This window comes from Rhizobium sp. CIAT894 (assembly GCF_000172795.2).
GTDB lineage: Bacteria > Pseudomonadota > Alphaproteobacteria > Rhizobiales > Rhizobiaceae > Rhizobium.
Window position 1 is genome coordinate 422,499 of sequence record NZ_CP020951.1, and the last position, 17,060, is coordinate 439,558.

Annotated in this window: 15 protein-coding genes; 5 read left to right on the forward strand and 10 right to left on the reverse strand. The window is 59.6% G+C overall.

The features are described from left to right. Positions 1-16: 16 nt before the first annotated feature. The 6 genes from RHEC894_RS28345 to RHEC894_RS28370 all read right to left on the reverse strand — a co-directional run bounded on the left by RHEC894_RS28345 (position 17) and on the right by RHEC894_RS28370 (position 5,698). The gene (locus RHEC894_RS28345) at positions 17-1,057 is read right to left on the reverse strand and encodes a DUF3445 domain-containing protein (RefSeq protein ID WP_085740021.1); all 1,041 of its coding nucleotides are present in this window, start codon (positions 1,055-1,057) and stop codon (positions 17-19) included. Between the two features lie 34 nt (positions 1,058-1,091). Further along, complete coding sequence (locus RHEC894_RS28350; RefSeq protein ID WP_085740022.1) at positions 1,092-2,057, reverse strand: PDR/VanB family oxidoreductase; 966 nt, start codon at positions 2,055-2,057, stop codon at positions 1,092-1,094. Then, positions 2,054-2,659 (reverse strand): dimethylamine monooxygenase subunit DmmA family protein, encoded by a 606-nt coding sequence (locus RHEC894_RS28355; RefSeq protein WP_085740023.1) that lies wholly within the window; start codon positions 2,657-2,659, stop codon positions 2,054-2,056. The genes RHEC894_RS28350 and RHEC894_RS28355 overlap by 4 nt, the downstream gene beginning before the upstream one ends. Before the next feature lie 11 nt (positions 2,660-2,670). Then, a complete protein-coding gene (locus RHEC894_RS28360; protein ID WP_085740024.1) occupies positions 2,671-3,804 on the reverse strand; it encodes an aminomethyltransferase family protein in 1,134 nt (377 codons plus the stop codon). Between the two features lie 225 nt (positions 3,805-4,029). Beyond that, positions 4,030-5,151, reverse strand: coding sequence for a helix-turn-helix domain-containing protein (locus tag RHEC894_RS28365; RefSeq protein WP_348630167.1), 1,122 nt, complete (start codon positions 5,149-5,151; stop codon positions 4,030-4,032). Continuing rightward, positions 5,111-5,698, reverse strand: coding sequence for a TetR/AcrR family transcriptional regulator (locus RHEC894_RS28370; protein ID WP_085740026.1), 588 nt, complete (start codon positions 5,696-5,698; stop codon positions 5,111-5,113). Before RHEC894_RS28370 ends, RHEC894_RS28365 begins: the two co-directional genes overlap by 41 nt. Positions 5,699-5,796: 98 nt before the next feature. Here RHEC894_RS28370 and RHEC894_RS28375 point away from each other — a divergent pair, with 98 nt between their 5' ends. The 5 genes from RHEC894_RS28375 (at position 5,797) to RHEC894_RS28395 (ending at position 12,580) form a co-directional block, all read left to right on the forward strand. Next, entirely contained in the window at positions 5,797-6,912 is a 1,116-nt protein-coding gene (locus RHEC894_RS28375) for an efflux RND transporter periplasmic adaptor subunit (RefSeq protein WP_085740027.1), read from the forward strand. After that, a complete protein-coding gene (locus tag RHEC894_RS28380) occupies positions 6,912-10,040 on the forward strand; it encodes an efflux RND transporter permease subunit (RefSeq protein ID WP_085740028.1) in 3,129 nt (1,042 codons plus the stop codon). Before RHEC894_RS28375 ends, RHEC894_RS28380 begins: the two co-directional genes overlap by 1 nt. Before the next feature lie 18 nt (positions 10,041-10,058). Next, a complete protein-coding gene (locus RHEC894_RS28385; RefSeq protein WP_085740029.1) occupies positions 10,059-10,724 on the forward strand; it encodes a TetR/AcrR family transcriptional regulator in 666 nt (221 codons plus the stop codon). After that, positions 10,721-11,467 carry an NAD(P)-binding domain-containing protein gene (locus RHEC894_RS28390; protein WP_085740030.1) on the forward strand — a complete coding sequence of 249 codons (747 nt, stop codon included), beginning with the start codon at positions 10,721-10,723 and terminating at the stop codon, positions 11,465-11,467. The genes RHEC894_RS28385 and RHEC894_RS28390 overlap by 4 nt, the downstream gene beginning before the upstream one ends. A gap of 291 nt (positions 11,468-11,758) precedes the next feature. Next, positions 11,759-12,580: an oxidoreductase gene (locus RHEC894_RS28395; protein WP_085740031.1), complete on the forward strand. Its 822-nt coding sequence runs from the start codon at positions 11,759-11,761 to the stop codon at positions 12,578-12,580. A 314-nt stretch (positions 12,581-12,894) separates the two neighbouring features. On the opposite strand, the gene RHEC894_RS28400 is transcribed toward RHEC894_RS28395, so the two are convergent. From RHEC894_RS28400 to RHEC894_RS28415, 4 genes are all read right to left on the reverse strand, one after another. Beyond that, entirely contained in the window at positions 12,895-14,628 is a 1,734-nt protein-coding gene (locus RHEC894_RS28400) for an NAD(P)/FAD-dependent oxidoreductase (RefSeq protein ID WP_085740032.1), read from the reverse strand. Positions 14,629-14,733: 105 nt separating this feature from the next. After that, a complete protein-coding gene (locus RHEC894_RS28405; protein WP_049732709.1) occupies positions 14,734-15,168 on the reverse strand; it encodes a hypothetical protein in 435 nt (144 codons plus the stop codon). 50 nt (positions 15,169-15,218) lie between these two features. Next, positions 15,219-16,181, reverse strand: a complete 963-nt coding sequence (locus RHEC894_RS28410; protein ID WP_049732710.1) for a sugar ABC transporter permease — start codon at positions 16,179-16,181, stop codon at positions 15,219-15,221. Beyond that, positions 16,178-17,038 (reverse strand): carbohydrate ABC transporter permease, encoded by an 861-nt coding sequence (locus RHEC894_RS28415; RefSeq protein WP_049732711.1) that lies wholly within the window; start codon positions 17,036-17,038, stop codon positions 16,178-16,180. Before RHEC894_RS28415 ends, RHEC894_RS28410 begins: the two co-directional genes overlap by 4 nt. Positions 17,039-17,060 lie beyond the last annotated feature (22 nt).

The window sequence follows — 17,060 nt, forward strand, 5'->3', positions numbered from 1 at the left end:
GCGCATCCCCCGCGCCTCAGTCCGGATAGATGCCGGGGCTGGTCGGCGCCCCATCGTCGTATTTGGAAAGCCAGTCGATCGTGGTCTCGCGGAAGCGGGTGAGGCCCTTGTAGTCAATGAGCTCCGGCGGCAGCGTCTTCAGCACGCGCGGGAAGCGCCGCGCCCATTTCGGCACGGTGACGAGCTCGTCCATGTTCATGAGATAGCAGCGGATGACGAAGAGGATGGCGTTGGAGCGCGGCAGGCGCCAGAGGCTCTGCAGCTCGACGCGCAAATGCACCTTCTCGCCGACATTGTCTGATGTCACCGTCGTGCGGTCAGGGCCCCATTTATGATAATTCTCAGGGCTGGTGTCGAGCCGCGGATTGATCGTCATCGTCCAGTTGAAGCGTCGTGTCGGCTTGCCCTGCTGCAGGTTCAGCAGGAATTTCAGTGCCCGGTCGAAGACGCCGATCTGGTGGGCGAGCGGCACCGGTCCGTGCCATTCCATGAAATTCATGCCGATATCGAAATCGAGCGACCAGTCGGCCTGCGTCGTCACCATGCCGGCATCCATCCACAGATTGCCGTCGCGTTGGTCGACGATGCAGAAATCGCCCTGGGCCTGACGAGTAATGTATTCGAACGGCTCATAGGGCAGCGTCGAAGCGTCGCCGAAGGTGAAGCTGTCGTCGATGCCGAGCGGCCGATTGATCCAGCGCCACTGGTCGCCGTTGCGGATCAGCGTGAAATGCTCGGGGTTACCCGCCGCCTGCTCTTCCATCAGCAGTTCCAGCGTGTCCCATTGCGCGCTCATCATGTGCGGCAGGGCCTGATAGCGCAGCGGATCCTCTTTTAAAACAAGTGCCCTGTCGTGCATCTCGGCGACATAGTGTTCGTCGACGTCGATCAGGTTTTCGAAGACGGTGCCGGCCCGGCCGCGCACATGCGGCTCCATGTTGACGGAATACATATATTCGTCGCGGTCGAAGGGAAACGGGAAGCGGCGGATGTTCCCGGGGCTGTTGCGGTAGCTGAAATCGTCCCGGAATGTTTCCTGCTTGAAAGCGATTGCCATGTCCGGTCTCCTTTTTTCGCTTTTTCCGGTGCCGTCAAAGATCGAGATGCAGAATGTTCCCCTCGAAGCGGGAAACGCAGATCATCACCTTCCGCCCGGATGCCTTTTCTTCACTTGTCAGATAGACGTCATTGTGCAGCAGCTTGCCGTCGCAGGTGACGACACCAGTTTCGCATTGACCGCAGGCGCCGCCGCGACAGAGGAAGGGCGCGTCGATACCCGCCGCTTCGATTGCCTCGAGCATACTTTCGTGATGGCCGACCTTCACCGTCTTGCCGGAGCGGATCAGCTCCATCGTGAAGGGCTTGCCGGGCAGCGACGACAGGAACCGTTCCGAATGTAGGTTCTGCTCCGGCCAGCCGGCCTCCAGCCCCGCCTTGAGCACGCCATCGATCATGCCGGAGGGCCCGCAGACATAAAGATGCGTGCCGAGCGGCTGGCCGTCGAGCAGACGCGTCAACGGGATGGTGCTGCCTTCAGCGTCGCAATAGATCTTGATGCGATGCGGGCCGTAGCGCTCCAGAAGCTCCCGCCAATAGGCGCCGCGGTCGCGCGCGCGGATGGCATAATGCAGCTCGAAGGCGGCGCCTTCGCGGGAAAACTGCTCCATCATCGCGATGAAGGGCGTAATGCCAATGCCGCCGGCGATCAGAAGATGCTTGCGCCCGCGCCAGTCCGGCTGGAAGAGGTTGACGGGATAGCTGACCCTCAGCTCGTCGCCTTCCCGCACGTTCTCATGCATGAAGGTGGAGCCGCCGCGCGACTCCTCGACGTGCAGCACGCTGATCTCATAGGCTGCGCAATCATGCGGCGGCGACATCAGCGAATAGGCGTTGCGTCTGACATGGCCGCCATCGTTCATCGAGACGATAATATGCGCGCCGCCGGAAAAATAAGGCATCGGCTTGCCGTCCAGACGTTCGAAGCGGAAACGTTTGACGCGTTCGGCGATCGGGGTGATCCGCGCCACGCGGACGGGAATTTCAGTGCCGCCGCTCAAAGGAACAACTCCTCGGGGTCGGGCGCGCTGCCGGGTTCCTCGGCGTCGATATTGACGCCCTGGAAGGCGGCGAGCCGGCGCGAATAATGATCGCGCACCAGAAGCGTCAGCCCGCAATGGCTGCAGGAAAAGGGGCTGGCGGTGACGTCGTCGGTGATGCCCTTGCAATGGACGCATTGCACGCGCCTGGCGAGCGACCCGCGGTGCTCGGTGATGACGGAGGCGTGGTCCATGCCGTAGTCGAGCGCCAGCAGCATCGCCTGGCCGATGAAGCCTTCGGTCCCCGATATATAAAGCCGTGTGCCCATATGGGCGGTAGCCAGCGATCCCTTCAACCGGAAGAGCAATGTCGCGATCGTCGGGGCGGTGAAGAACATGTCGGCGCCGAGGTGGCGCAGTGCCTCGTCCAGGCCGGTGCCTTGCGAACCGCGGGCGACATAGAGGATTTCGCTGCGGGAAAGGATCGTTTCGTCCAGCGCCGGGCGTTGATCGAGGAGAGCCTGAGCGCCCTCCCCTTCGAGTGCGAAAATGTGCCGCCGGGCACGCGGCTGGATGATGAGGCCCTTGTAGACCGGTCGGCTCTTGATGCCTGCAACGAGCATTCGCGTGCTCCTTAACCTACGGCAGTCCTCTTCTTCTTCTCCGGATCGTCGAAGGGAAGCGTATGGGCGGTGGCGCTTGCCTGCACGGTCTTGCCGCGGACGTCGAGTTTCGTCCCATGCACCGCCTTGTCAACGTCCAGGCGGGCGATCGCCATGGATTTCTTCGTCAGCGACGAATAGCTCGGGCAGGTAATGACGCCGACCTTTCTGTCGTCGGCAAAGACCTCGTCGCCGAGATCGGCCGGTCCGTCGGCATCGATCAGCATGCCGAAGATCTTGAAGCGTTCCTTGCCTTTCAGGCGGGCATGTTCCTCGGCGCCACGAAAGCCGGTCTTGCCGGGGCTGACGGTGAAGTCGAGGCCGAGTTCCCAGAGGCTGTCGCCGGGCGGCTGATCGGCGAAGGGATACATCTGCGAATTGTCGTAGGGATAGAAGAGCAGATAGCTTTCGACGCGCAGCATGTCGAGCACGGAGAAACAGCAGGGGATGATCCCCATGTCCCTGCCCTCCTCGACGATCCGGTCCCAGACCATGACGGCATCCTGGCCGCGCACGAAGATCTCGTAGCCGCGTTCGCCGGTATAGCCGGTGCGCGAGATCATCACCGGCGCGCCGAACAGCGTCGTCTGCATGTGGTGGAAATATTTGAGATCGCGGATGCCGGGCACATATTTGGCGAGATAGTCGACGGCGAGCGGACCCTGCAGCGACAGGTCGTGCAGATCGTCGTCGAAGAGCACGGCGCAATTGCGGCCTGCCGCCTGCCTGACCACTTCCTCGTGGCCGGAGCCGGAGCCATGCACCAGCATCCAGGAGTTCGGGCCGGTGCGGTAGACGATGCAATCGTCGGTGAAATGGCCGCGGTCGTTCAGCATGGCCGCATAGACCGAGCGGCCGGGATAGATCTTCGTCATGTCGCGGGTGGTGATGTAATCGAGCACGGCGATGGCGTGCGGGCCGACCAGATGCACCTTCTTCAGGCCGGAAACATCCATGAGGCCGGCCTTGGTGCGGACGGCGACATGTTCTTCCGACATGTCCTTGTCATAGGTCCAGGCGGTCCCCATGCCGCTCCAGTCCTCAAGCTTCGAGCCAAGAGCGCGGTGCCGATCCGCCAAGGTGGAGAAACGCCATGATAGAGCCATTTTCGTTCCCTCTTATTTCCTGTACGGAATATTTATTTCTTGACTATATAAGTCTTTTGCGTCGTGGCAAGCCCATCCGATGTGCATTTCCTCAAAACTTTGGCGGCATCTGCGCTGCCGCCCGTGACCCGGCGGCTATGCCGGCTGGAGGACGTCGGCTCAGCTGGCTTCGGATTAACGCGGCAGATGTCATAAGCTATCTCTGGAGAGCCAAAAGGCTGCCGTCTACCGAGGTGAGACGACTTCCGATTTTCGCCTGCGGGTTTCCCGAGGACTTTCCCCGTAAACCGAACGGTATAGTGCAGAAAAGCGGCCGGCCTGGACGAAGCCCCATCTCAGGCAGATATCCCTGATGCTCTGCAAGTTCGACCGGTCCAGAAGGTCTTTTCTGGCGGCCCGTAGCCTTAGAGTTCTGAGGTAACTGCCAGGTGTCGCCCCTTTGAACGTCCGGAAGCCGGTTTCCAGGGAACGAACCGAGACGTTGGCGGATTGAGCGATCATTGCGATGGTGATCGGCTCGGCAATATTGGCGTGCATGAAATCGATAGCCCGGCGAATGTGCCGGGGAGCGGGTGTAAATGCTGCCTGCTCCAGATGCTGAGAGTAGCGATGCGGCACCGATCTGATCAGCAATTCTGCGAGCGCCTGGGGGAGGTTGCTCATCGCTATCGGCGACTGCAGCAAGATGCCGTCTCCGAGCATGCCGGAGATCATCGTCTCGACGAGCTTCTTGACGAGATGTCCTGAGGGAGTTGATCCATCAACGACGGGTGACAGGTCCAGCGATCCGACAAGCGGGGCTTCGAACAACTGCCCGAAGGTCCGGCGAATCTGCTCCCAATCGAGAAAGAGTTTTTGCGATTGATGCAGCGCTCCCCGCACGAGGAACTGATCCGCCTCGTGGCTTTGGCCAAGCAGCATCTGGCCCGGCGACGCTGTTGTCGTGATCTGCCGTCGCGTCATGCCGGAGAAACCCTCGCGCGGCACGTGAATGGTGAGCCATTCCGGCGTCTCTGCGGTGGCCGAAAGGTTCCACTCTCCATTGCATGCGAGATCGGCAACCGTCACCGCACCGTGAGTCCGTGCATCCGCCGACCAACGAAAGCCTTTCGCGCTATGAACCGGCGATGCGTCGAAGTGGGCAGGTCCGAGGAATGTCTCCAACATTCCGTTGAAGTCTGCGCCGGCCCATCGTGGAGTGCGTGCGGCGTTATGGACCATGAGGGCCTCTGAATTCGCGGGTGAGGAGCGGTGAGGCCATTCGCCTGCGCTTCGTTTTCGGCGATGACGGTGCAGAGCCGGGATCTTATTCCTCCGCTGTGTCGCCCGCGATGCGCTTGACGGCATCAGCCGCCGCTTCCAGCAGTCGCTCCGACATGCCCTGATCGGTCATGATGCGAGAGATGGTTACGGCACCCACCATGAGGGACAGGACGACCATGGCTTTGTCATAGGGTTTCGCGCCGTCCGATGCCGGGATCAATTCGTCGAGAATCTGAAGATGCGCCTCGATGCCATTTTGGAACGGAACTCGCACCTCTTCACTCTGGCGTGCCGCATCGGAGCCGAGTGCGGCCAAGGGGCAGCCATCACCTTTCTCTTCCTGGTGCCCGGTCGACAGATACATGCCGACAACCGCTTCAAGCGGTTCGGCGCTTCCGGCGGCAACCCTCGACCATCTGCGGACGGCACTTTCCATCGCCCGCCCGGACGCCAGCGCCACAAGATCATCCTTCGATTCGAACTGCTTGTAGAATCCGCCTTGGGTGAGGCCGGCTCCTTTCATCAGATCCTTCAGCCCGATGCCGTCGAAGCCATGCTCCCGGAAAAGCCGGCTTGCGACATTGATTACCGTCTCACGATTGGCCTCGGCCTGAGCGCGACTGACTCTCATTGCGATCTCCAATTAGATTTCATTTGACATCTATAGCAGTTTTAGAGTTAGATCGCAATCTAATTTAATCGCTGCGCCCGTCAAGAAGGCTTACTGACATGAACCGCAAAATCCTCCTCGCCTCGTTCGGCCTGCTGGCAGCTGCCGGCGCCACGGCATTCGTCTTTGTCGGGGCGCCCTCGAAAGGAAGCGCGCAAGCCGCCGATCCCCGAACCGCACCGCCATTCGTCAAGCTGGTGGAGGCAATGAAGCCGGAGACGGCCGAGCGCAGCTTCACCGGCACCATCGCCGCTCGGGTGCAAAGCAATCTTGGTTTTCGTGTGCCGGGCAAGATTATGCAGCGTTATGTGGACGTTGGCGTGCAGGTCAAGGCGGGTCAGCCGCTGATGCGCATCGACGAAACCGATCTGCGTCTCGCCCTCACGGCGAAACGAAATGCGGTCGCTGCGGCTGAGGCCGTGCTGACCCAAGCGCAGGCAGACGAGAGACGCTATGCCGCTTTGGTGAAAAACGGACTGGCCGCGACGCCGCAGCGCTACGAGCAGGCAAAGGCAGCGCTTGACACCGCCACCGCGCAGCTTGCCGCGGCCGAAGCGGACGCCAAGGTCGCGGAAAACGAGACCGCCTATTCCGTCCTGGTTGCCGATACTGATGGAACGGTCGTCGAAACGCTGGGCGAGCCGGGGCAAGTCGTGACGGCGGGACAAACCGTGGTCCGGCTCGCACAGGCCGGTCCGCGTGAAGCGCTGGTCTGGCTTCCGGAATTCCTCAGGCCTGAGATCGGCGACATCGCCGATGCCAGTGTCTATGGGAGTGAAAGCCGGCAGGACAAGGCGCGGCTTCGGCAGATCTCCGACGCAGCCGATCCGCAAACCCGCACCTATGAGGCGCGCTGGGTCCTGGATGGCGCCGCAGCGTCGGCCCCGCTGGGCGCGACAGTGACGATCAGGATCTCCAACAACAGCGGCCAATCGCATGCCGCGGTGCCGGTCGGCGCCGTATTGGACGACGGCAGCCGCACCGGCGTCTGGGTCTTCGACGAGACATCGTCGACCGTCCGCTTCCGGCAGGTAAAAATTGAACAGATGGGTGAGGAGGTCGCGGTGGTTTCCAGCGTCAATGCAGGCGAGCCGGTCGTCGCTCTCGGAGCCCATCTGCTGCAGGACGGCGCCAGCGTGCGCACCAAGGCGGAACAGGCAGAGGCGGCAAACTGATGAATTTCAATCTTTCCGCGCTCGCCGTTCGCGAGCGGGCCGTCACGCTGTTCTTCATCGTTCTGCTGGCCGCCGCTGGCGCCTATTCATTCGTCAAGCTCGGGCGCGCCGAGGACCCGTCCTTCACCATCAAGACCCTGACCGTGACAGCCGTGTGGCCAGGCGCGACAGCGCGCGAAATGCAGGATCTGGTCGCCGAGCCGCTGGAAAAACGCCTCCAGGAGCTGACCTGGTACGATCGTGTCGAGACGACAACGCGGCCGGGCTACGCCTTTTTGACCGTCACGCTGAAGGACAGCACTCCGGCCACTGATGTCGAGGAGGAATTCTATCAGGCCCGAAAGAAGCTTGGAGACGAGGCCCGCAACCTGCCGAGGGGCGTGCTCGGTCCCTTTGTCAACGACGAGTATTCCGATGTCAGCTTCGGGCTTTATGCGCTGAAGGCCAAGGGCATGCCGATGCGCGAGCTTGTGCGCCAGGCCGAGGTGATCCGCCAGGATCTCCTGCATGTGCCGGGAGTGAAGAAGATCAACATCCTCGGAGAGCAGCCCGAACAGATCTTCGTCGAATTCTCCTATGCCAAGCTCGCCACTCTCGGCATTTCGGCTCAGGACATCGCGGCCGCCTTGCAGCGGCAGAATACCGTGACGCCGGCCGGATCGATCGATACGCGCGGCCCCCAGGTGTTCATTCGCTTCGATGGCGCCTATGACAGTATCCAGGCGATATCAGACACGCCGATCGCTGCGGCCGGGCGCACCTTGAAGCTTTCGGATTTCGCCGACGTGCGGCGCGGTTATCAAGATCCGGCCACCTATCTCATTCGCCATGACGGCGAGCCCGCGATCATGCTGGCGGCGGTGATGCAACAGGGCTGGAACGGTCTGGAACTCGGCAAGGCGCTGGAAGAAAGATCCGCCGCGATCGCAAAGACCTTGCCGCTCGGCATGACGCTCGAAAAGGTCAGCGACCAGGCCGTCAACATCGACGAAGCCGTGGGCGAGTTCATGCTGAAATTCGCCATGGCGCTCGGCGTCGTACTGTTCGTCAGCCTTGTCAGCCTCGGCTGGCGTGTCGGGATCGTCGTCGCTCTGGCCGTCCCGCTCACCCTTGCCGTCGTCTTCCTCATCATGCTGGAAACCGGCCGGTTCTTCGATCGCATCACCCTTGGTGCGCTCATCCTGGCGCTCGGCCTCCTGGTCGACGACGCCATCATCGCCATCGAGGTGATGGTGGTGAAGATGGAAGAGGGGATGGACCGCATCAAGGCGGCAGCCTATGCCTGGAGCCATACCGCAGCGCCGATGCTGTCGGGCACGCTGGTGACGATCATCGGGCTGATGCCGGTCGGCTTTGCCCGGTCGACCGCCGGCGAATATGCCGGCAACATCTTCTGGGTCGTCGGCTTTGCCCTGATCGTCTCCTGGATTGTCGCGGTGATCTTCACGCCCTATCTCGGCGTCAAGATGCTGCCGGCGATCAAGCCGGTCGAAGGTGGCCATCACGCCATCTACAACACCCCGAACTACCGGCGCCTGCGGCGGCTGATCGAGTTCACCGTGCGCCACAAGTTCCTCACCTGTGCGGTGGTCGCCATCGCCATGGGGGCCTCCGTCGTTGGAATGGGATCGGTGAAAAAGCAGTTCTTCCCGACCTCGGACCGTCCCGAAGTCCTCGTCGAAGTCCGCATGCCCGAAGGCACCAGCATCGAGACGACGACGGCAACGGTTGAGAAGCTCGAAAACTGGCTGCAGAAGCAGCCGGAGGCAAAGACCGTCACCAGCTATGTCGGCCAGGGCGCTCCCCGCTTCTTCTTTGCCATGGCGCCGGAATTGCCGGACCCGTCTTTCGCCAAGATCGTCGTGCTGACCCCTGACGCTCACACACGCGAGGACTTGAAGCTTCGGCTGCGCGCCGCCGTTTCGGATGGGCTCGCCCCCGAAGCCTATGTCCGCGTCACGCAGCTGGTCTTCGGTCCTTACACGCCGTTTCCGGTCGAATTCCGGATCACCGGCCCGGATCCCGAGCAACTGTACCAGATCTCCGACAAAGCCCTCGATATCATGAAGAGCGTGCCGGACGTGCGCCAGGCAAACCGCGATTGGGGCAACCGCACGCCGGTGCTGCGCTTCGTTCCCGACCAGGATCGGCTGAACCTGATCGGCCTGTCGCCGGCCGAGGCAGCCCAGCAGCTGCAATTGCTGCTGAGCGGAATTCCGATCACCGAGGTTCGCGAGAATATCCGCAACGTGCCTGTCGTTGCCCGAAGTGCCGGCGGCAACCGGCTCGATCCGTCCAGATTGGCAGACTTCTCGCTGATGAGCCGCGATGGGCGACAGGTTCCGCTCGATCAGATCGGCCACTCCGAAATCCGGTTTGAAGAACCGATCCTGAAACGCCGCGACCGCACGCCTGTCATCACCATCCGCTCCGATATCAGCGAGGCGTCGCAGCCGCCTGAGGTCTCGGAGCAGGTCATGAAGGCGCTTCAGCCGCTGATTGCCTCGCTGCCCGTGGGATATCGGATCGAGATGGGCGGCAACATCGAGGAATCAACCAAGGCCAACGACGCCCTGGTGAAAATCTTCCCACTGATGATCGCCGCCATGCTGATCGTTATCGTGCTGCAGGTCCGCAGCCTGTCGACGATGACCATGGTCATGCTGACCGGGCCGCTCGGTCTTGCCGGGGCAGTGCCGGTTCTGCTGCTCTTCGACAAGCCCTTCGGCTTCAATGCCATTCTCGGATTGATCGGGCTGGCCGGAATCCTGATGCGCAACACCCTGATCCTGACCGAACAGATCAAGGACAATAAGTCGGCCGGTCTCGACGATTATCATGCCGTCATCGAGGCGACGGTGCAGCGGACGCGTCCGGTCATTCTGACCGCCCTTGCCGCCGTGCTTGCCTTCATTCCTCTCACTCACTCGGTGTTCTGGGGGTCGATGGCCTACACGCTGATCGGCGGAACGGCGGTCGGCACGGTGATGATCCTGCTCTTCCTTCCCGCTCTCTACGCCATCTGGTTCCGCATCAAGCCGACGAAAAACGAGAGCCATGAAAATCCACCAAAGGAGGTGGAGGTATCGAAGGAGGTTGAGTTGCCGACGGCAATGGCTGCCGAGTGATGTTCTCCGGAGGCGGCGATGACTTTTGCGGATCCGATAGGAAGTGACCTTGAGCAGTCGCGGACGCGAATTCTCGAAGTGGCGGAAAAGCATTTTCGGCGGATCGGCTATCATAAGACGTCGGTCGCCGACATCGCCGCCGAACTCGGCATGAGCCGTGCCAATATCTATCGCTTCTTTCCCTCGAGGACGGCGATCAACAGTTCTGTCTGCGGACTTGTGGTCAAAGAGGTTGCTGAAATCGCTCTGGCGATCGCGCGAACGGATGGGCCGGCGAGCAAAAAGCTGGCGGATCTTTTGACTGCCATTCACCGGCAGAGCAGGAGAAGGCTGGTGGAGGACAGGCCCATGCACGAGCTGCTCGTCGCCGCCATGGATGGAAGTTGGGCCACCATCAACGCCCATAATGAGGACATCCTGGCAATCCTCAAGGCGCTTGTCCGCGAGGGTCTGCAGACAGGCGAGTTCAAAGTCGACGACGCCGACGAAGCCGCACGCGGGATCATCACCGCCTTCCTGCCGTTCTTCCATCCGGTTCTGCTTGAGCAGCGCGTTCACGAGGGGGAGGCCACCGCAGTCAGCGTCCACGCCCAAATCCGCTTCATCATGACAGCGCTCGGCACATCAGACCGCGCCGTAATTGAGCCGGGCTACCTTCCACATCAGAGAAAGGACATCCCATGAAGATCGGTATCATCGGCGCCGGAAATATCGGCGCGACGCTGGCGAGAAAACTCGTCGCCGGCGGCCATGAGGTCAAGCTTGCCAATTCGAAGGGGCCGGACACCATCCGCGATCTTGCCGGCGATATCGGAGCGGCCGCCGTTTCGAAGGAGGAAGCCGTCCGGGGCGTCGAGGTGATGGTTCTTTCGATCCCATTCGCAAACTATCGCGATCTTGGCGGGCTCTTCAACAACGTGCCTGAAGAGGTCGTGGTGATCGATACGTCAAACTATTATCCGTTTCGCGACGGTGCGATCGCCGACGTCGACGGCGGCATGCCCGAAAGCGTTTGGGTGAGCGGGCAAATCGGCAGGCCCGTCGTCAAGGCTTGGAACGCCGTACTGGCGGCGACGCTGGCGGAGAAGGGGCGGTCCGGCGGCACGGATGGGCGCATCGCCATTCCGGTTGCAGGCGACGCTCCGGAAGCAAAGGCGATTGCCATAGGGTTGGTCGAGGCCACCGGTTTCGATGCGCTGGATGCTGGGGGGCTGGCAGCGTCCTGGCGTCAACAGCCCGGCACCCCCGCCTATTGCACCGAGCTTGTGGCAAATGAGCTGAAAGAAGCGCTGCAATCGGCGGATCGATCCCGCGCAGCCGATAATCGCGACGCCCTGATCAAGGAATTCTTCGCGGCAGGCACGAGCCTGACCCATGACGAAATGGTCGCTCGAAACCGAGCGGGGACTGCCGCTCCGAAATCCTGAAGCCGTTGAGGCTCATGCTGCTCCCCGCCGTAATGTCGGCGGGCCTTCGAGCTCGGCGCCATGCCCCGGCGCGTTTTGGAGGCGCGATTATCGGAAAAAATCGCCGCAAAGCAAAAAGTGCTTGATTTTATATTTCGATTGAAATCTAAAGCCATTATAGATGTCGATCGAAATCTTACGTGCCTGGATGTCAAGGTTCTGAGAAGCTGTCCTTTGGCGACGGGGTGAAAAGTTCCGACCTTCTATCGAAGCACGTCATCAACCACTCGCGCCAAAAGCCAAGGAGCATGCATGTCTACAAACAGAGTTGTCGTGATCACCGGAGCCTCCTCCGGAATAGGCGAGGCGTCAGCCCGCCTTCTCGCACAACACGGCTTCCAGGTCTTTGGCGGCGTTCGCAACCCTAGCCGTGTCAATGCCATTCCCGGCGTGCGCTATGGAACTGTCGACGTGACCGATGACGCCTCGGTCGCCAATTTTGTTCAATGGGTTTTGTCCGAAGCGGGCAAGATCGACATCCTGGTCAACAATGCCGGCGTTTCGCTGGTCGGCCCTGTCGAAAACACCTCGCCTGCCGAAGCGCAAACGGTATTCGATGCCAATGTTTTCGGCCCTTTGCGCATGATCCGCGCTGCCTTGCCCTCCATGCGCGCCGCTCGCAGCGGGCTCATCATCAATATCAGCTCGGTCCTCGGCTTCCTGCCGGCACCGTTCATGGGAATATATGCCAGCAGCAAGCATGCGCTCGAAGGACTGTCGGAGTCGCTGGATCATGAGGTTCGCGAGTTCAACGTGCGCGTCGTGCTGGTTGAACCGACCTTCACCAACACCAAGCTCGATGTAAACGCGGCACAGACCGAGGCGCCCTTGGGAGCCTACGCAGCGCAGGCGGACGCGACCATCAAGGCGGTACAAGCCCAGATCAAAACCGCGCCGTCGCCTGTAAAGGTTGCGGAGAAGATATTGGCGGCAATCAACGGCCCATACAAAATGCGTCAACCGGCCGGCGGCCAGGCGACGCTTCTAAGCCGGCTGCGCAGGTTTATGCCGGCAAACGCGGTCGACAGCAGCCTGCGCAAGACGTTCGGCTTCGGAAAGCGTCCTGCGTCCTAAAGCGCGTCACGTCAAACTTGATTCATGCGACGCGCTTTAGCTCTTTGTTTTCACGCATGTCGTTGCCGCAAAACCGCGGCACACTTTCGCGCGACATGCTTTAGACTAAAGCCTCTTCTGGTCAGATTGAAGCATTCTGCCGGAGCAGATTTTCGTCAGGGTGGAGCCGACCTCCTCTCATCCTGGCGGAAAGATGCCCGCCCCACAGGCCGCATCGCTGCGCTAGAATGAGACTATCTGATCTCTGATTGAAATAGCCTTCCAGCCTCATCGGAATGCATTATCAAGCCCTGATCGTTTGACTTGCTTTTCGGCTATTTCGTCTTGTTCATACGCTCCGTTAGTTTTCGAAAAATCGAACTTCGGGCAACCGAATAACCGAACTTGCGACCAACGCTCGTGCTCATCACCAGATTTGCCAATGTCGAGCTGCGCATGACGGCATCCTCGCGGATAAGGCGCTCGTCGTAGCGCCCCTGGCTGTCAGCTATGATGCGTTTTGCAGCATTATGTCCCGGTGCACCAGAGACGCCGCCGCCAGGATGACTGCCCGAACCACAGAGATAATATCCTTCCACCGGCGTGCGATAGTGTGCGGCTTCCTCGATCGGACGTTTGTCAAAGTTATTCTCGGTGCCGACCATCGAGGAATGGAATATGTTGCCGCCGGTGATATTGTAGACCTGCTCAAGATCGCGCGGCGTGATGATATGACGCCCAAGAATTCTGCCGCGAAGATTGGGCGCGTAACGGAAGTAGACCTCGAGAACCTTGTCGGCCCATTCGTCTTTCCGACTATCCCAGTTGCCCTCTGCGAGATCAAATGGTAATTGCTGCACGCCGAGCGATATCGTGTGATGTCCGGGCGTTTCGACCAAGCCGGGATGTGTAACGGAAGGTATCAGTGCTTCGATCACGAAATCGTCCGGGAAGCTGCCCCTTTTTTGTGCCTCCCAGGCCTTTTCGTAAAGGGCTGGGCTCGCTCCCATGATGACGAGACCCTGGTGTTGCGGTCCCGTCTTGCCTGGCGCGAAACCCACATAATCGGGCAACGTGTCGACGAGAAGATGAATACGGGCCATCGAGCCACGAACGTCGATCTCCGATGCCTTCTTTTCAATCGGGGGAGACAAAACGCCTGCATCAAGAAAGCCTTCCAGCGAGCGCCTGGGATCTGCGTTGGAAATGATCAGATCTGCCTCGATCAATTCGCCAGACATCAGTTCCACACCAACTGCCTTGCCTTCTCGAACGATTACCTTGCGAACGGGGGAGCCGGTTCTGACGGAACCGCCGTGCGCTTCAAGCCCCTTGGCAAGCGCATTCGAAATCATACCCATTCCACCTTGCGGAAGGCCGTACTGACCATAATTGCCTTCGAACTCGCCCTGAGCGTGGTAGCCGTAGACATAGGCCGTCCCGGGTGTTCGTGGGCCGCCCCAGGTCGAAACCATCCCCATGAACATCATAAAGCCGCGAAGACGGTCGCTTTCGAAATATCGCGAAAGCAAATCCTCTGCAGAAATTAGGACGAACTCGTTGAACAGTTCAGTTTCGCCGGCCTGCTCGAAAACCTCGCGAAGTTCCTCGACAGAAGGCGGATCACTCATCAAAAGCGCGCCGGTTAACTCGCCAAAACGCCTGAGTCTGGTTCCAAAGCGCATGAAATTTGCGCCGTCGCGAGTGTTGTGCTTTTCGATCGACTTCAGCGTGCGATCGATATCGCGCCAAAGCATCACATGGTCGCCATCTTCCCACAGACCCATCTCCAGCATCTCGGGTGCGACCGAGACCAGACCGAATTTCTTCAATTCCAGGTCCTCGACGACTTCGCGTCGCAGCATCATTTGGATGTAGGAGCAGGAAGAGAACGTCCCGCCGGGGACGAGTTCCTCGCTGACGCAGGCGCCGCCAATCACGTCGCGCGCCTCGACAACAAGGACGCGAAGACCTTCTCTTGCGAGATAATTTGCACAAACAAGCCCATTGTGACCTGCGCCAATCACGATGGCGTCCGTCTTCACCCCAGTTACGGATCCGGTATTCATATCAAGCGGTTCCTTCCATAAAGGCACTCAAGCCGATCAGATTCATCCATTTCTTGGTCACTACCGCGCAGGCACTTTGATCAAGGTGAGGCCGGCTCCCTGCTTTCAAGGCAAAAGTACACGGTAGACTTGGTGGTCGACGAAAGTGCCGTCCGGGTAACCTATAAAATTACCGGTTACGACGCCGGTCGCGCCTTCGAACTCGCCGCCGCCTTCCTTGATGTGCCAGGTGATCGAGCCGATCTCCTTTCCCTCGTCCGCCGGGAGCACCATGCCCGTTTCTGGAGTAAACACGTCAAGGTAGCTGTCGATCTCGGGGAAAAAGACCCGGCCAGCCTCTACGGTTCGGCCATTTCTTGCCATCACTACGGTCTCGAAGCGCGCCTTCCCGCAGGGATTTGAGAGCTGGCCGTCTTGACCGATACCTGCCATATCGGACGTTGCGATAACGCCGTCGGCCGCTGACGAGACGAATCCCTGTGCATGGCCAATCTGCTCTCCTTTTCCAGAAAAAACGATCAGCATCGTTTTCATGCGCATTTGATGTTTCCTTTCACAATTTGAATGTCTTGCGAGTGGGAGGTGTTCACCTAGCTCGCGTGCGGCGCGGCTCTTTGGCGCCCCGACAGATTTTCGACATATCGGTAAGCGACCAGGTAAAGCCCCGTGAGAACAGCCATCATCAGAAGAATGAGGCCACCAACAGCTGCAGCTCGATCGAAGCGATATTCCTGGAATGCCAGCTTGTAGAGATAGGTCGCAAGCACCTCCGAAGACCGCCCGGGACCGCCCTTCGTCATGATCCACGTCATGTCGAAGAACCGGAACGTCCAGAAGAAGTCGAGCAAGCAGGCCGTCAGCATCACCGGAGCGAGATGGGGAAGTGTCACAAGTCGAAATTTGTCCCAAGCGCTCCCTCCGTCGACGTCCATCGCCTCATAGAGATCGTCGGGTACGTTCTGCAGAGCAGCCAACAAGATCAGCGTCAGGAAGGGATACCAATTCCAAATACTGGCGATCGTCACAGCCGCCAGTGCCGAAGACGGTTGCCCAAGCCAGTCAAATGCCCAGCTGGCGAGGCCGATGTCGCGAAACAGGGAATTCAAGAGCCCGAATTGATCCTGATAGATCAGGATCCAAAGGATTGACACAGCCGCGGGGGGGAATAGCCAGGGAATGAACTGCAGCCCCCGCCAAAAGGACTGCATGCTTTTTGCTGAGTTCAATAGAAGCGCAAAGGTCAAGCCGATCAACAAATGCCCTATGACCGTGCCACCGGTAAAGATGAAGCTATTGAGCGTCGAGGTCCAGAACACGTCATCGTGCAGCGCCCATTTGTAGTGGGTAAAGCCGACGAAATGCTGCTCCCCGCGTCGCGTCTGAAAGAAACCCGTGTAGATGCTCGCCACCAGCGGAAATATGCCGGTTATAATCAGAAACAGGAATGTGGGACCGACAAAGAAAGCCCACTCTCGCCGGTAGGTCCTTGCGAGCTTCACGCGGTTCGCACTGACGGGAACCAGAGTTGCTTGAGACTGTTGTTCGATGATCATTTCACACCTCCCGCAACCATCCCCTTGATGAAGACACCTTGGAACAGTGCAAAAACGACAAGCAGGGGAAATGCCGACAGGAAGCTTGCAGCCATCAGCACTTCCCAGCTGATCGTGTAGTGACCAATCAGGAGATTGAGTGCGACTGTAATTGGGCGCGCATCAAGCGAGGCGGTGAATGTCAGCCCGTAGAGGAATTCCTGCCACGCCATCAAGAACGCGAAGATGAACGCTGCCAGAATGCCACCCCAACTAAGCGGAAGCGTGATCCGGAAAAAGCATTCCAGAGACGTGCATCCGTCAATTCGGGCTGCCTGCTCGATGTCTTCGGGTACCCCGTCGAACATTGATTTCAAGATAAGGGTGCAGAACGGCACGGTCAGCGTGGTGTCTAGGAAAATCAGCCCGGTCCAGGTGTCAATAAGACCGCTGGATTTTAGGAACGGGAAGTAACTCAGGACCAGAATCTCAACCGGGATGACCTGGGTGAATAACAGCAGGACGATAAGGGTTCCCGATAGTCCCACTCGATAACGTGACATGCCATATGCAGCCGGCGCCGCCAAAACGATCGTGAAAAACGCCGTGAGAGCGGAGATCCCGACAGAGTTTCGGAACGGCAATACCAGTTCCTCGGTCGAGAACACCTTCAGGAGGTTCTGAAAGGTCACTCGCTCGGGAATAATCTGCTTGAAGAGCAGATCTGCCGGCGTGATCGCGATGATGATCATGTAGGCGATCGGCAGCAGCATTACACCGAGCAAAAGCCCCAGTATGATGTAGGTGTGATAGTTGCCACGTATCAGGCGGCGGACGGCGGAAGCTCTTTCCCGCGGTGCAAGGCTATCGAAGGTCATGGCACACTCCTTTCAGATTGGT

What these genes read in the sequence shown, in the direction of transcription:
- RHEC894_RS28345 (WP_085740021.1), bottom strand. Translation starts at nt 1,057, where the DNA reads ATGGCAATCGCTTTCAAGCAGGAAACATTCCGGGACGATTTCAGCTAC.
- RHEC894_RS28355 (WP_085740023.1), bottom strand. Translation starts at nt 2,659, where the DNA reads ATGCTCGTTGCAGGCATCAAGAGCCGACCGGTCTACAAGGGCCTCATC.
- RHEC894_RS28360 (WP_085740024.1), bottom strand. Translation starts at nt 3,804, where the DNA reads ATGGCTCTATCATGGCGTTTCTCCACCTTGGCGGATCGGCACCGCGCT.
- RHEC894_RS28365 (WP_348630167.1), bottom strand. Translation starts at nt 5,151, where the DNA reads ATGCCGTCAAGCGCATCGCGGGCGACACAGCGGAGGAATAAGATCCCG.
- RHEC894_RS28370 (WP_085740026.1), bottom strand. Translation starts at nt 5,698, where the DNA reads ATGAGAGTCAGTCGCGCTCAGGCCGAGGCCAATCGTGAGACGGTAATC.
- RHEC894_RS28375 (WP_085740027.1), top strand. Translation starts at nt 5,797, where the DNA reads ATGAACCGCAAAATCCTCCTCGCCTCGTTCGGCCTGCTGGCAGCTGCC.
- RHEC894_RS28380 (WP_085740028.1), top strand. Translation starts at nt 6,912, where the DNA reads ATGAATTTCAATCTTTCCGCGCTCGCCGTTCGCGAGCGGGCCGTCACG.
- RHEC894_RS28385 (WP_085740029.1), top strand. Translation starts at nt 10,059, where the DNA reads ATGACTTTTGCGGATCCGATAGGAAGTGACCTTGAGCAGTCGCGGACG.
- RHEC894_RS28390 (WP_085740030.1), top strand. Translation starts at nt 10,721, where the DNA reads ATGAAGATCGGTATCATCGGCGCCGGAAATATCGGCGCGACGCTGGCG.
- RHEC894_RS28395 (WP_085740031.1), top strand. Translation starts at nt 11,759, where the DNA reads ATGTCTACAAACAGAGTTGTCGTGATCACCGGAGCCTCCTCCGGAATA.
- RHEC894_RS28400 (WP_085740032.1), bottom strand. Translation starts at nt 14,628, where the DNA reads ATGAATACCGGATCCGTAACTGGGGTGAAGACGGACGCCATCGTGATT.
- RHEC894_RS28405 (WP_049732709.1), bottom strand. Translation starts at nt 15,168, where the DNA reads ATGCGCATGAAAACGATGCTGATCGTTTTTTCTGGAAAAGGAGAGCAG.
- RHEC894_RS28410 (WP_049732710.1), bottom strand. Translation starts at nt 16,181, where the DNA reads ATGATCATCGAACAACAGTCTCAAGCAACTCTGGTTCCCGTCAGTGCG.
- RHEC894_RS28415 (WP_049732711.1), bottom strand. Translation starts at nt 17,038, where the DNA reads ATGACCTTCGATAGCCTTGCACCGCGGGAAAGAGCTTCCGCCGTCCGC.